Annotated in this window: 17 protein-coding genes, 1 tRNA gene and 1 pseudogene; 16 read left to right on the plus strand and 3 right to left on the minus strand. The window is 62.1% G+C overall.

From position 1 onward, the window contains the following. Nucleotides 1–304 (minus strand): annotated as a pseudogene (locus B3T59_RS07895) (site-specific integrase); the annotation flags it as partial. Then, a complete protein-coding gene (locus tag B3T59_RS07900) occupies nt 294–977 on the minus strand; it encodes a helix-turn-helix domain-containing protein (RefSeq protein ID WP_287001936.1) in 684 nt (227 codons plus the stop codon). The pseudogene B3T59_RS07895 and the gene B3T59_RS07900, both read right to left, overlap by 11 nt. Before the next feature lie 27 nt (nt 978–1,004). Between B3T59_RS07900 and B3T59_RS07905 the strand changes: the two genes are divergently transcribed. From B3T59_RS07905 to B3T59_RS07980, 16 genes are all read left to right on the plus strand, one after another. Then, nucleotides 1,005–1,172, plus strand: a complete 168-nt coding sequence (locus B3T59_RS07905) for a helix-turn-helix transcriptional regulator (protein ID WP_211545302.1) — start codon at nt 1,005–1,007, stop codon at nt 1,170–1,172. 320 nt (nt 1,173–1,492) lie between these two features. Continuing rightward, nucleotides 1,493–2,740 carry a hypothetical protein gene (locus B3T59_RS07910; RefSeq protein WP_287001937.1) on the plus strand — a complete coding sequence of 416 codons (1,248 nt, stop codon included), beginning with the start codon at nt 1,493–1,495 and terminating at the stop codon, nt 2,738–2,740. 93 nt (nt 2,741–2,833) lie between these two features. Further along, nucleotides 2,834–3,217, plus strand: coding sequence for a hypothetical protein (locus B3T59_RS07915; RefSeq protein WP_287001938.1), 384 nt, complete (start codon nt 2,834–2,836; stop codon nt 3,215–3,217). Next, nucleotides 3,214–3,507 (plus strand): hypothetical protein, encoded by a 294-nt coding sequence (locus B3T59_RS07920; RefSeq protein WP_287001939.1) that lies wholly within the window; start codon nt 3,214–3,216, stop codon nt 3,505–3,507. The genes B3T59_RS07915 and B3T59_RS07920 overlap by 4 nt, the downstream gene beginning before the upstream one ends. A gap of 84 nt (nt 3,508–3,591) precedes the next feature. After that, on the plus strand, nt 3,592–3,795 hold the full coding sequence (locus tag B3T59_RS07925; protein ID WP_287001940.1) for a hypothetical protein: 204 nt from the start codon (nt 3,592–3,594) through the stop codon (nt 3,793–3,795). 588 nt (nt 3,796–4,383) lie between these two features. Then, nucleotides 4,384–5,652 (plus strand): terminase TerL endonuclease subunit, encoded by a 1,269-nt coding sequence (locus B3T59_RS07930; protein WP_313316496.1) that lies wholly within the window; start codon nt 4,384–4,386, stop codon nt 5,650–5,652. Between the two features lie 14 nt (nt 5,653–5,666). Beyond that, complete coding sequence (locus B3T59_RS07935) at nt 5,667–6,980, plus strand: phage portal protein (protein WP_287001942.1); 1,314 nt, start codon at nt 5,667–5,669, stop codon at nt 6,978–6,980. Next, entirely contained in the window at nt 6,977–7,558 is a 582-nt protein-coding gene (locus tag B3T59_RS07940; RefSeq protein ID WP_287001943.1) for a hypothetical protein, read from the plus strand. The genes B3T59_RS07935 and B3T59_RS07940 overlap by 4 nt, the downstream gene beginning before the upstream one ends. Further along, on the plus strand, nt 7,555–7,983 hold the full coding sequence (locus tag B3T59_RS07945) for a hypothetical protein (protein ID WP_287001944.1): 429 nt from the start codon (nt 7,555–7,557) through the stop codon (nt 7,981–7,983). The genes B3T59_RS07940 and B3T59_RS07945 overlap by 4 nt, the downstream gene beginning before the upstream one ends. A 112-nt stretch (nt 7,984–8,095) precedes the next feature. Beyond that, nucleotides 8,096–8,929 carry a phage major capsid protein gene (locus tag B3T59_RS07950; protein ID WP_287001945.1) on the plus strand — a complete coding sequence of 278 codons (834 nt, stop codon included), beginning with the start codon at nt 8,096–8,098 and terminating at the stop codon, nt 8,927–8,929. Then, a complete protein-coding gene (locus B3T59_RS07955) occupies nt 8,929–9,240 on the plus strand; it encodes a hypothetical protein (RefSeq protein WP_287001946.1) in 312 nt (103 codons plus the stop codon). The genes B3T59_RS07950 and B3T59_RS07955 overlap by 1 nt, the downstream gene beginning before the upstream one ends. Next, the gene (locus B3T59_RS07960) at nt 9,237–9,566 is read left to right on the plus strand and encodes a phage head completion protein (protein ID WP_287001947.1); all 330 of its coding nucleotides are present in this window, start codon (nt 9,237–9,239) and stop codon (nt 9,564–9,566) included. The genes B3T59_RS07955 and B3T59_RS07960 overlap by 4 nt, the downstream gene beginning before the upstream one ends. 82 nt (nt 9,567–9,648) lie before the next feature. Beyond that, nucleotides 9,649–9,734: transfer RNA gene (locus B3T59_RS07965), tRNA-Ala, on the plus strand. A gap of 200 nt (nt 9,735–9,934) precedes the next feature. Then, a complete protein-coding gene (locus tag B3T59_RS07970) occupies nt 9,935–10,939 on the plus strand; it encodes a hypothetical protein (RefSeq protein ID WP_287001948.1) in 1,005 nt (334 codons plus the stop codon). 38 nt (nt 10,940–10,977) lie between these two features. After that, nucleotides 10,978–11,283: a nucleotidyltransferase family protein gene (locus B3T59_RS07975; RefSeq protein WP_251722668.1), complete on the plus strand. Its 306-nt coding sequence runs from the start codon at nt 10,978–10,980 to the stop codon at nt 11,281–11,283. Next, nucleotides 11,267–11,632 (plus strand): DUF86 domain-containing protein, encoded by a 366-nt coding sequence (locus B3T59_RS07980; protein ID WP_287001949.1) that lies wholly within the window; start codon nt 11,267–11,269, stop codon nt 11,630–11,632. The genes B3T59_RS07975 and B3T59_RS07980 overlap by 17 nt, the downstream gene beginning before the upstream one ends. Nucleotides 11,633–12,256: 624 nt before the next feature. Here B3T59_RS07980 and B3T59_RS07985 read toward each other — a convergent pair. Further along, nucleotides 12,257–12,649 carry a hypothetical protein gene (locus B3T59_RS07985; RefSeq protein ID WP_287001950.1) on the minus strand — a complete coding sequence of 131 codons (393 nt, stop codon included), beginning with the start codon at nt 12,647–12,649 and terminating at the stop codon, nt 12,257–12,259. Nucleotides 12,650–12,874: the final 225 nt, after the last annotated feature.

Genomic DNA, 12,874 nt, shown 5'->3' on the forward strand with positions numbered 1-12,874 from the left:
TGCGCCGCGTCGCTGCCGTCTTCGGCGATATGTGGGACTGAGCTGCTGACCATGAGGCGTAGACCTGCCCGACCGTGACCTGTCCTGCACCAGGATCAACGTAACTGCCCGTGACGAATGTCGAGGTCACCTCGTCCAGCCATCGTTGCGCGTCAACCTTGCGCACAAATCCCTGCGCGTGTTCCCGGCCCGCATCGTCGACATACCTTGCGCGCCAACGCTTCCCCTTGCCATCGGCCGCACTCGGTGAACCGTCAGCTTTCCGCCAACGATCCTCGACACCAGCTCTGCGATTACGCCTCATCACCGTCACCTGCCAGCACGGCGCGACCAGCCTGCTCAACGATCGCCGCGTACAAACCCGCCACACCCTCACGTAAGGCGCTGTCATCGACGTCAACCCGCTCACCGTCATCGGTGACCACATGAAGCAGCGGAGTCGCACCCGAATCACTGGGCGCGCGCCGCCAGTGGTGATTCTTGACGTACGCGTAGAGCTCTGGCTCATCACCTGCTAGTTGCAGCAGCTTGAATGTCGCCTCGAAGTACCGCATAACGCCGTCAAGCATCTGCCGTTCTCCGGCATCGAGATCCTTTAAGAGTTCCTGAACTTCACGCTGCTCTAGTGCCTCGACCGGAGTCAGTAACTCATCCGTTGTTGTGTCGAAAACACTTGCAAGAGAGATGAACTCGTCGACGGATATGGTCCGAGGTTTCTCGGTGTCCAAGATCTTGTAGACCGAGGATGTTCCAATTCGGCATCCGGCATCTGTCATCCGATGGGCAAGTTCGGCGGGGGTCCACGCTCGCGCCGTCAATTCTCGACGTATCCGACGCGCAAGGTTCTCCTCGCCGCCAATGGCGCGCTGCGGTTTCGGTCTGGGCATCACATCTCCTGAACTGCGGTTTCCTAAACGAGAATAACGGTACTTGCTTTGGTCACCGTTGGCAATGTTTCCTAAACGAGTCACACCCACCTACGGAAGGAAACAGGAGTGACCTACATGACTACCGCCGAAGTGGCGGAACTCGTGCGGACCTCGCCCGAGACGGTCCGGTACTGGAGACACATCGGCAAAGGCCCCAAATCCTTCAAGGTTGGCAGGCGTGTGCTTTACGCGGCAACCGATGTTCAGGCGTGGCTCGAGCAGGCCGAGAAGGAGAGCGCGTAGATGACCAACCAAAAAGAGAACGGCCCCGCTGGTGACGAGGCCGCTCAGAAGGTCAAGGCGTGGACCTACCGCGACTCTATCGCAGCACACCGACGCCGCGCCAGATACGCGGCACGACTCGAACCGATCCAGTGCAGCGGTTGCAACGCGTGGATTCGAGATCCTCTCGCGCACCGATGCCTTCCGCCTCAACGGTGGGAGCCACCAAAGCCCCCATCCTGCGGTTGCTACAAACCTGACGAGCACGGCCACAACAACTGGACCTGCACACGTCTCGGCAAGCTGACACCGCCCCGCATCGGACCAGGGAGCCGCCACCGATGAAACAACACTTATCGCCCACCGCCCTGGAGATCCTCGCCCGCGAGATCAGCACCGACGACGATTTCTGGAAGTCCCGCGAATCCCTCACGCGCATACGGGAATACGCCCGAATGTGCCTCGTCGGCCCCTGGGCGCTACTCGGCGGCGTGATGCTTCGCGCCATCGCCGATATACCGCCATCGGTCACCATCCCAGCCATCGTCGGCGGGCAAGCCAGCTTGAATCTGTTCGTCGGATTCGTCGGACGCTCCGGCCACGGCAAGGGCACCAGCGACGCCGCAGCACGACGCTGCTGGCCCACCACCGTTAGCGAACTCCCTATCGGAACCGGTGAAGGACTCGCGGCCACCTTCTACCGCGACCCGAACGATCAAGAGGCAGCGGCGAACACGCCAGAGAGTGTCATCTTCACAGCCAGTGAAGTTGACACGCTCAACGTCCTCGGCGGGCGTAGTGGCGCAACGCTTTACCCGGAACTACGCAAACTCGCCATGGGAGAAACCCTGGGCGCGCAGAACGCCAGCAAGGAACATCGCCGCGTCGTGCAGCCACACACCTACCGGGCCTGCCTGTCGGTGGGCATCCAGCCCGAACGGGCCGGAACCCTCATTGACGACGCAGGAGGAGGCACACCGCAGCGGTTTGTGTGGCTACCCGTTATTGACCCTGATGCACCTGACATTCCACCCGCTGACATCGCGCCACTTGAACCCGCCGACTACCGCTGGCCCGCCAGGACGATTCACGTACCGCGTCATATCTGGACCGAGGTTCGGTCACATCGACGCCGTGTCCTACGCGGCGACTCGACCGTCAACCCACTCGACGGTCACCGCTACCTCACCCGGATCAAGGTATCTGCGGCCCTGGCAGTCATCGACAAACGGAAGGAGATCGACGACGAGGACTGGCGGCTCGCTGGCTACGTCATGGACGTTTCCGACCGCACGCGCGACGCCATCACCGCAGCCATCGAACGCGAGCGTAAACGGGCCGTCGCCGACACCGCCCACACCAATGCGCTGCGCGTCATCCTCACCTCGGACGCGGAAGTCCGCCACGTCGCCGACAAGGTGCTCGGACGCCTCGGCGACGAGCCTGTCGCGGCATCCGAACTTCGCAGCGGGATAACTCAGCGCCTCCGGGAACACTTCGAGCCTGCCATCCAATTGCTCGCCGAGGCCGGTGAAATCCAGGTCGCCGACCTACCCAACGGACGCCACGTCAGGAGGACACCCCCCTGACGACCGTCAGCCCATCGTCAGGTCCGTGACCAGCACAAACAGCCCTGACAATCCCTGACGACCGTCAGCCCCGTCCCCCGAAAGGAAACCACCATGACAACAGTCAAAATCACCTGCGACCAGTGCAAACAGCCCATCAAACCGGGCACCGGCTACATCCACGTCGACAAGCACGACGCCTGGCGAGTTGAGAAACAGCACCACCAAGCAGACCGGAAGCTCGCCGAACTCAAGGGCACGTACATCTCCGCAGCCGAGATCCCCGACTACGAACTCCGCACCCCATGGGAAGCGCACCACCAAGCCTGTGATCCTCACCCGTCTCGTGACGACTACTGGTTCGACGTCAGTCGGGCCAACAGCCACGCGAAACTCCTGAGCTGGACCGCGCACCTCATGGACAAGACGTGGCTGCCCTACACGCAGTGGGCCACCTTTGTCCGACGCCATCTGACCCGAGAGGACTTGGCCGCATGATGCGCCGAGAAGACGATCCCCGGTTCGCGTTCTGGTTCGAGCTTCCACAGGAGGAACGCGACGTGCTCGACCAGTCTGCACGCGACAGCATCCTCGAGCTACCCCGCTACCCGTTCTGGGACCAATCAATCTGCACAGAACTATTCGCGTGGCAGCGCCTCGAGATTGACGTGCTCACCGCATACAACGAATGGCTCGAACGACTCAAGGCACGAGCAGACCGACGAGGCCGAGTGTGGGACCGAGCAGAGTTCCTACGCCAAGCCCGACTGACCGAGGCCGGTGACTGATGCCCCGACCCCGCACCACCACCTGGTTCTCACCGCTCTGGTACGCACACCACGCCATCACCGACACCATCGAAGGAGCCCACGATGACACCGAATGACATGCCCGACCACGCCCGCCCTCTCAGCAAGACCGAAGAACGCCGCGTCCGAGGGCGCACAGTCAAGCGGATCATGATGCTCAGCCACCAACTCCGCGACCTCACCGCCGACGAGCTCTTGGCGCTCAACGAAGCCCTCGACAGCTTTTACGCCGAACGCGACGAAATGCGAGACAACAATGCCGGCTAAACCATGTCTCACCTGCGGCAAACCCAGCGACCAGTCCCGGTGCCCCGACCACCGACTCGACGCACACCACCAGACCGCCCACCAGCGCGGCTACAACTCCCGATGGCGACGCCTGTCCGCGAAAGCCCGCAAGCTCCAACCGTTCTGCACCGACTGCGGATCGACCACCGACCTCCAAGCCGACCACAGCCCCGAAGCCTGGCGACGACACAACGCCGGCAAGCCGATCCGCCTCCGAGACATCGACGTCGTATGCGGACCCTGTAACCGGACCAGAGGTGCAGCGAGAGGCACGACCAAGCCTCTGACCAGGGGGGATAGGGTAACCGTAAGCGGACCGAAACCCGAGGGCAAGGCATCGAGTGCATTACACACCCCTAGGGGGTACCTGTGAAGGCTGGCCCGAAGGCGGCTGCTGACACCTCTGAACTGCCGTTTCGTCCTCGATCGCTGGTGCCGTCGGAGCGGTTCGTTCGGTTCTGCGACAAGTTCGTCACGACGCCGAAGGGTAGGGGCGCGCGGGCGAAGCTCCGAGTTCGTGATTGGCAGCGGGATCTCGTCGGGACGCTGCTCGATGACCGCCCGAAGATGGCGTTGTGGGTCGTGCCGCGAGGTAGCGGTAAGTCGACGCTGACTGCGGCGCTAGCTCTCAATCATGTGTTCGCGTCAGGTATTGAGGGTGCCCGCGCTGTCGTGGTCGCCCAGGATGAGCGGTCGTCGCTTCGTATGTTGGCGACGGCAGCGAGGATGGTCGAGTTGAACGAGGATCTTGCGTCTCGGTGCCGTGTGTATCGGGATCGGATTGTTGTCGAGCGCTCCGATTCCACGATGGTTGCTCTCCCTGGCGAATCGCATCGCATCGAGGGCGAGGACGCGTCCCTCGCTATCGCTGACGAGATCGGCTTCGTCCGCAAGGACGCCTACGAATCGCTGCTGCACTCGACCGGTAAGCGGGAGGAGTCTCAGATGTTGATGATCGGCACGCCGTCGCCGCCATCGTGGCGTGATGCCTCTCCGATGCTCGATCTTGTTCTCGATGGGCGAGCGCGGGCTGACGACCCGGATTTTCGGCTGGTCGAGTTCTCTGGCGACATTACGCATCCGGTGGACTGCGAGTGCTGCTGGCTGGCTGCGAATCCTGGCCTTGATGATCTGGTGAGCCGTGACCATCTTCGCGCTGCGTTGCCTCCCCGCACGCGGGAGTCGGAGTTTCGTCGTGCCCGCCTTGCTGAGTGGGTGGAGCACGATGATGCCTCGTTCCTGCCTCCGGGCGTGTGGGATCGGCTGTCGACTGGCGAGGGGGTGCCGGACGGCTCGACAGTCGTGCTGTCTCTTGATGGCAGCTTCAACGGTGATGCGACGGCGTTGACGGTCGCCACGGTTTCCGCGCAGCCGCATTTCGATGTGGTGGGGCTGTGGGAGCCGCCAGACGGTGATGACGGCTACCGGGTGCCGATCCTCGAAGTCGAGCAAGCCATCAGGGACGCCACGAAGAGATGGCGGGTTGTTGAGGTCGTCTGCGATCCATTTCGCTGGTCTCGCTCGATCCAGTTGCTCGCTGACGAGGGCTTACCGATGGTCGAGTTCAACCAGACCCCCGCGCGACTGACGCCAGCGACGACTGACACCTATCAGGCGGCGATCAATGGGGAGTTAACGCATTCGGGAGATCCCCGACTTGCCCGCCACATCGCCAATGCTGTTGTCACCGAAGACCCGCGCGGTGTTCGGCTGGCGAAGGAGAAGCGGGGGTCACGCCGACGTATCGACCTGGCGGTCACGGTCGTCATGGCCCATTCGCGCACTACCTGGCGCGCAACCCACAAAAAACGAAGCAAGACAAGATCATTCGCCTAATCGAAGGAGAAGAAATGAACGACGATCTACTCACTACCCTGTTGCAGAGGATCGACGAACCCGCCGCCAAGTACGCCGATCTGGACCGCTACTACGCCGGCAGACAACCGCTCGCGTACTTGTCGCCCGAGTCTCGTCGAGCGCTCGGTGACAGGTTCGGACGGCTGGCAACGAACCTGCCTCGGCTGGCCGTCACGAGTCTCGCTGAGCGCCTGCGGGTTACCGGCTTCACCGGGGCCGACGTGTGGCCGGATTGGTTGCGTAACGATCTCGACCAGGACTCCGGGATCGCTCACCGGGAAGCCTTGTTACTCGGATCGAGCTACGTCATCGTCTGGGCTGATCAGTTCGGGCGTCCGAAGGTGACCGTCGAGAGTGCCAAGCAGGTTGCGGTCCTCACCGACCCTGGTACTCGGCGGATCACTGCCGCTGTAAAGCGTTGGGAGACAGCGAAAACCACCGAAGCAACAGTGTTCCTGCCGACCGAAATCATCCGGCTACGGGCCGAGCAGACCGGCGCGACGACGGCAGGCTTCACTGTGGTCGAGACGTTGCCGAACCCGCTCGGAATGGTGCCGGTCGTGCGGCTGAAAAACTCGGATCGGCTGCTTGACGATGGTGTGTCGGAGATCGACGACCTACGGCCCCTGGTCGATGGTCTGAATAAGGTTTTGACCGACCTGATGGTCACCTCCGAGTTTGTGGGTCGTCCGCGCCGATGGGCCACCGGCATCGAACTCGAAGAGCGAGATGTTCTCGACGACAACGGCAATCCGACCGGGGAGACCGAAGCGGTCAATCCGATTCCCGAGGGTGACAGGGCGATGGTCTCGGAGAGCGACTCCACCAGGTTCGGGCAGTTGGAGGCCGCAGGATTGGACGGCTACTCGACTGCGGTCGACGTGCTGCTCGGTCAGATCATGGCCGTGTCCGCGCTCCCGGCCCACTACGTCGGGCAGTTGTCAGACACCCCGGCATCTGCTGATGCGTTGCGTGCTGCTGAGGCCAGCCTGACTGCTCGCGCCGAAGCGCGCCAAGCCTCGTTCGGTCGAGCCTGGGAAGACGTGGCGCGGCTGATGGTCGCCGTTCGGGATGGTGCCGACCCGCAACGCGTCGACGTTCGAGTGACGTGGGCTGACGCCGCGACCCGCTCCATCGCCCAGGAGGCCGACGCCGTGGTCAAGCTCTACCAGGCCGGTCTACTCCCGGCGTCGTACGCGCTCAAGCGGTTGGGCTACTCCGATACCGAGGTCACCGAGATTGCCGCTGCACGACGCGGTGACAGCCTCAACAGCATGGCCGTCGATCTCGGAAAGTTGGTGTCGTGACCTACCGGGACAGCCTGATACGGCTCTCCGAAGCATCCGAGCGTCAAGTCCTCGCCGCCTATCGGGCGTTTCTGTCTGGTGCCTTGTCACGTGACGAATGTGTGCAGTACATCGCGTCGGCTATCGCGGTCAGCAACGGGCAAGCGTTCGCGCTCGCAGACCTGGCGTTCGCCGCCGAGATGATGACGCAACTCGGTGAAGCTGCTCCGGTCACCGGAGTTACTGCACCCGATGATCTCGACCGGCTGGCCAAGGCCGCGACCACGGTCCTCGAGGTCGCTGATGCTTCCCCTGTACCGGCAGCGATCGTGGCGCGTCTGGCACGGGCTGAACCATTGGAAGCAGCCGCAAACGCCTATTCCGACAACATGATTCGGTCAGGCAAAACGAAAGGGTGGGTACGGCAGAAGTCAGCCAATGCCTGCCAACTCTGCACCTGGTGGTGGCGTGAAGGCCGCGTCTGGCCCGCAGAACACCCGTTCCAACATCACAAGGGATGCACCTGCACCCCGAAACCTGTTATCGCAGAAGGGATTCGAGAGACATGGAAGACAGCACGAGCCAAGGGGATACGGTGACCGACGAGGGAACCGTGGTCGACGTGACCACAGATGACCAGGATGTCCAGGAGCCGGACAGCCTCGACGCGGCCACCGATTCGGATTCGGAATCTGAAAGCGAACCCGACACGTTCGACCGCGCCTACGTGGAGAAACTGCGGCAGGAGAACGGCAGATACCGTCAGCGTGCCCAGCGCGCCGACAATCTCGCTCACCGACTGCACACGGCCCTGGTCGAGCAGACCGGCAAGCTCGCTGACCCGACCGACCTGCCGTTCGACGAGGACCATCTTGACGACGCCGACAGTCTGACAGCGGCCATCGACGAATTGCTCACCGCGAAACCACATCTGGCAGCACGCCGGATCGCCGGGGACATCGGGCAGGGGGCGAGCAAGCCCAGCGACGGCGTGAACCTGCTGAACATTCTCCGAGGCAACTAACCATCCGTCTCACAATGTGGGACACTCAAGGGGTCGGATCTGGAATCCGGCCCCTTGTCTCGTCCTGGTGGCGAAGGTGACCACTCCCTTCAACTCTCTTCAGGAGACCATCGTGGCAACACAGACCACCGCAACCTTTCCCACCCTGCAACAGACGGAGATCCAATCCCTGCTGGTGCAGCCCCTCGAGAGCGAGAGTGTGTTCCTCGCCTCGGGTCCGAAGATCATCGACACCAACGGACCGATCCGCATCCCGCGCATTGCATCCGGCCTGACAGTCGGCTTCGTCGGTGAAGGCGCACAGATCCCCGAGAGCTCGGTCGGACTCGACGAAGTTTCCATGCTGCCCTCGACCCTCAAGTCCCTCAAGGTGATCTCGCGTGTGACCTCCGAAGTCTTGCGCTCGTCGGCGCAGTCTCTTGACGCGATCCTCAAGGCGCGACTCGCCACCGACACCGCCAAGGCACTCGATGTTGCCCTGTTCACCGGCAACGGCAACTCCAACACCATCCGGGGTCTGCTCAATCAGCCTGGCGTGGCAACCGGCGTCCTAGACGCGACCAAGACCGACAGCCTGCTCGACGGCATCGGCATTGCCCGCGCCAACGAGGTCAAGCCCAACCGCTGGTTCCTCTCGCCCGCCGACTACCTGGCGATCCGCAAGATCAAAGACACCAGCGGCAAGTACATCTTGCAGCCCGACCTGACCGCCACCGGCCAGGAAGTGTTGTTCGGTGTGCCGGTCACCGTGACCGCGCAAATCCCGACCGGCAAGGCTGCGCTCGTGGACATGAGCTTGGTGGCCGTGGCCCGCGACATGGCGCCGTCGATCACCGTCGATAGCTCCCGCTACTTCGACACCGATGAAGTGGCTCTGCGCGTCGTCACCCGCTACGACCTCGCGCTGTTGCAGCCCAAGGCCGTCACCATCCTCACGGCGGCGTGATGTCTGCGCCAGACGGCGCGGACGTAGCTGCATTCCTCGGCCAGGGCGACGACACCACACTCGTCGCCCTGGCCGGGCAGCACGTCACCATCGTGACCGCGATGGCCCGCGCCTACACCCGAGGAAACGGATTCACCCCCGACCCCGCCGACGACATCGCCGCAGTCATCACTACCGCGACCGCACGACTCGTCGCCAACCCCGAACAGATCGCCACCACCACCGGCTCGGTAGCGGTCAACGGCGGATTCACCGGCTGGACGTTGGCCGAACTGTTCGTGTTGAACCGCTACCGCAAGAGGGCGCAATGATCTTCCACGACAAGGTGACCCTCGAAACGTCGGTCGTCGTCGGTGAGGATGACTTCGGCAACGACATCATCGACCATGTGCAGCAGACCGTCGCCGCCGAAGTCTGGCCGCTGGGCACCGACGAAAAACTCGGTGCAGGCCGCGACACCGTGGTCCAGCGCTACCAGATGGTCATGTCGCGCTCCGCCGACTTCAACCCCGCCGACGCCACCATGCGCATCACCTGGCACGGCCAACAGTTCGACGTTGACGGCGCCATCGAGAAACACCTTGTGCGTGGACGCCTACACCACTACGAGGCGATAGGGCGACTCACGACAGGGTGACCGTCCGCAGTGCGTCCGCAGTAGATTCACAAACCTCCAACGGCGGCCAACACTGCCAACGCTCTGACCTGCGCATTCTCACGGCAACCAACGGTGCCAACGCCTGCAAACTCCCAGGTTGTCTCGTTCGCATCGAGTAGGTCGGGAGTTCGATTCTCCCTAGCTCCACAGATCGGACAGGTAAAGGTCCGTACTCGAACCGCAGGTTTGCTGTGCTCTAATCTGGACGTCGCGCCGGTGGCGTCCTGTCAGTCCTGGAGCATGGCCGCCAATCGCGGTTGGTAACAAGCCACCGCTGAGGTCGGTGGGCCCTCCACTGTCGATGAGGCGACACGAATATGTCGCATGCCCGCAATACTATGCGGGACATGCGTCGACAACTGGACGACATGCACGCGAACGTCACGATGGGTGATGCGCTTCGCGACATTCGTATCGCACTTGTGCAATCGATTCGAGGCCCGGGCTTACCCTTTTTCGTGTTCAGTCCGGTCTTCGCGCTATTCCTGGTCGTGCGCTCCAACTCTGGTGCTGAAGCACTGTATGGCGGTGTTGTTGGAGTTGCAGCGGGACTGATCGCAGTGTGGCTGGGGTTAGTCGCGGATCATTGCGAGTTTCGGCGGGTGATGGTGGCTACCCTCCGCGCGCGTCAAGTATTTGCAGGAAAGTTCGCCATCTGGTGGTCGCGACGCATGGGTCGTTTCTGCCGCCCGCTGATGGTTTCCGTGGTTATGCTGCTGGTGAACATCGCGGTGGAGTGGTGGCGTCCCAGCCCGTTCTTCGATGAGCAGTTCGGCGGGATCAATGATGCAAGCCCTGGACTTGGTCTCATCCTCATCGGGTTCGGCTATGTGGCGATGTTGGCGATGTGTCTGATCCTCACTCTTGCTCTGCTCGATGGCCTCCGGTTCACTTGGCGGTCGACGATCCGCAGAATGCTACTCGAGATCGGTGGCTTTGACGCTGGTTGGCGTGCGAAGCCTGCTTGGTTCATCTCGCGAAAACTGGCGGTAGTTCTGGGTGCGATACTGGTCGTCGGCTGGCTGGTGGACACGCTCGACCGTTGGCCGGTGGCTGAATGGGCACTTGGCATCAGTCTGTGCCTGGTGGTGCTGTGGGGCGTGGTGACCGGGTTGCAGTTGGATCGTAGCCACGGCGCGCTTGCTCTGGTCCTTGCTGCAGCAATCGCGTGGTTCGGCGAGTTTCTGATTTGGGGAGACGGTCTGCCTCCGGCATCCGACTGGGTGTCGTGGTGCAGCCTGGTGGTCAACCTTGGGGTTGCGGTGGTGATGGCATTGCAGGTTGTCGCCGATTCTGTATCCGCGTGTCGCGGGCAGGATGAGATGTCAGTGCCTGCTGCCGGGTCAGTCTGATTGTCGAAATGCGGCTCAGAGTCTGAGAGACTGAACGCATGACCACCGCGATCCCGCTCGACACGGAAGCGATCGCTGCTGTGTGCGTGCGGTATGGGGTCGATCGGTTGCGGATCTTCGGATCGGTACTGACCGAGACCTTTGATCCGGACCGGAGCGACGTCGATTTCCTGGTGGAGTTCAAGACCGGCCGCGAAAACGCGTTTCATGACTACTTCGACCTCAAGACGGCGCTCGAACAGATCGTTGAGTGCGATGTTGACCTCGTCGTGGCCAACGCGGTGAAGAATCCCTATGTCGCCAAGTCCATCTTCGACAGCGCTGAAGATGTCTACGCGCCCTGAAAACCGTTCGGCCGCCTATATCTGGGACGCGCTGACCGCCGCGCGAAACGCGCGGTCATTCCTCGGCGAGGTCTCGCTCGATGGCTACGTCGGTAACCTACTTTTGGAGTCTGCGACCGAGCGCCAAATGGAGATCATCGGAGAGGCCCTTCGCAACCTTCGGAGAGTCGATGAGGATATGGCTGGTCGAATACCGCACGTGCACAAGATTATTGGTATGCGCAATGTCCTTGTCCATGGGTACGCTCAGGTAGACAGCTCGATTGTGTGGACAGCAGCGACGACGGACGTGTCGGAGCTGATACCGGTGCTGAGGGCCATGCTCGGTGAGTTCGAGAAGGAGTCATAGCTTCACCAGCCTGGACGCGGCCGCAGGAGGATGCCGCGACGCTTAAGCACATTGCCGATTGTGGCGTGGGAGACGCCGAAGTGGACGCCGAGCCAGTGACCTGCCGTCGTCGTAGAGCTTCGCGGCTTCGCTCACCTGTTCGTCCGTGAGGCCCTGGCGGCGGAGCGGAACGTCCTGTTCGCGGAGGATGGTGGCGACGCGAGCTTTGGACATGCCGTAGCGACTACCGATGCGTTGGGTGGAGTGGCAGGCTTCGTAGGCCTGCACGATCTCGGCTGTGTCGGTGGCCGTCAGGAAGCGTCTGGAGCGTGGTGACGTGTTGTCGGGGTCAGTCTGGGGCGACCTATGCGGTGATGATCTGATCCGTTCTTGCAGTTCACGCCACTTTCTTGACGTCTGCTCAAGTTTCGAGTTGCTTCGGATTGCCTCCACCAAAGTGTTCTGACTCGAACCGGTGTCCGAAAGGATGTCGGCGAGGGAGATAGCCAAATTCGACGATCTTCTGCACATGGTTGAACAGATGTGTTGATCAGCGATTGGTGTGTGCGTGCTTGTTCGGGCGCTGGGTCGCCCATCCGCTGCGCGTCACGTGGCTCGGGGTCGTCGGTTACGTCGGTAGCTTCTTCAGTGTTGCTTTGGCCTGCTTACGTACTTCGCTGTCGGGATCGTCGAGGTACCGTTCGATGATTGGTCGAAGTCCGCTGGGTAGCGGTTTGTACTGCCGGATGTACTTGATGCCGAGGGCTCGGACGCTGGGGTCGTCGATTTGGTCGACGACGAGTTGGAGGCCTTCGGGGGTCCCTGCTTGATGATCCATTCGAGGACGGCGGCTCGTCCTGATCCCAGGCTGCGGTCGGCAGCGATCGTGGCCATCTCGTCGTAGTCGGATGGGACTGCGAGAAATCGCAGCGCGTTGCCCGCCGCGTATGCATTGACCTCAGGGAGTGGCGGCTCGAGGTAGAACTGGTCGATCAGGAGCGGCACGGCCCCGGTACCGATGGCGTCGAGAGTGGTCAAGGCACGGCATAGCCCGTCGCGAAAATTGGCGAGATCGCGTGGATCGGTCAGTGGAGTCCGATCGTCGAGGTTCTTAAGCCTCGATCCACCGATTTGTACCTGTCCGGGGGATGAGGGATAGACGAAATGCCCTGTCTGAGTGACAGAATGGGACTTGCTCAGGGTTCCATCGGTACACGCAGAAGGGCATCTCGTAGATGCGATTGTCTCATAGCCATCCGGTCC

Origin of the sequence: Gordonia sp. UBA7860, from assembly GCF_002500165.1 — a bacterium.
GTDB lineage: Bacteria > Actinomycetota > Actinomycetes > Mycobacteriales > Mycobacteriaceae > Gordonia > Gordonia sputi.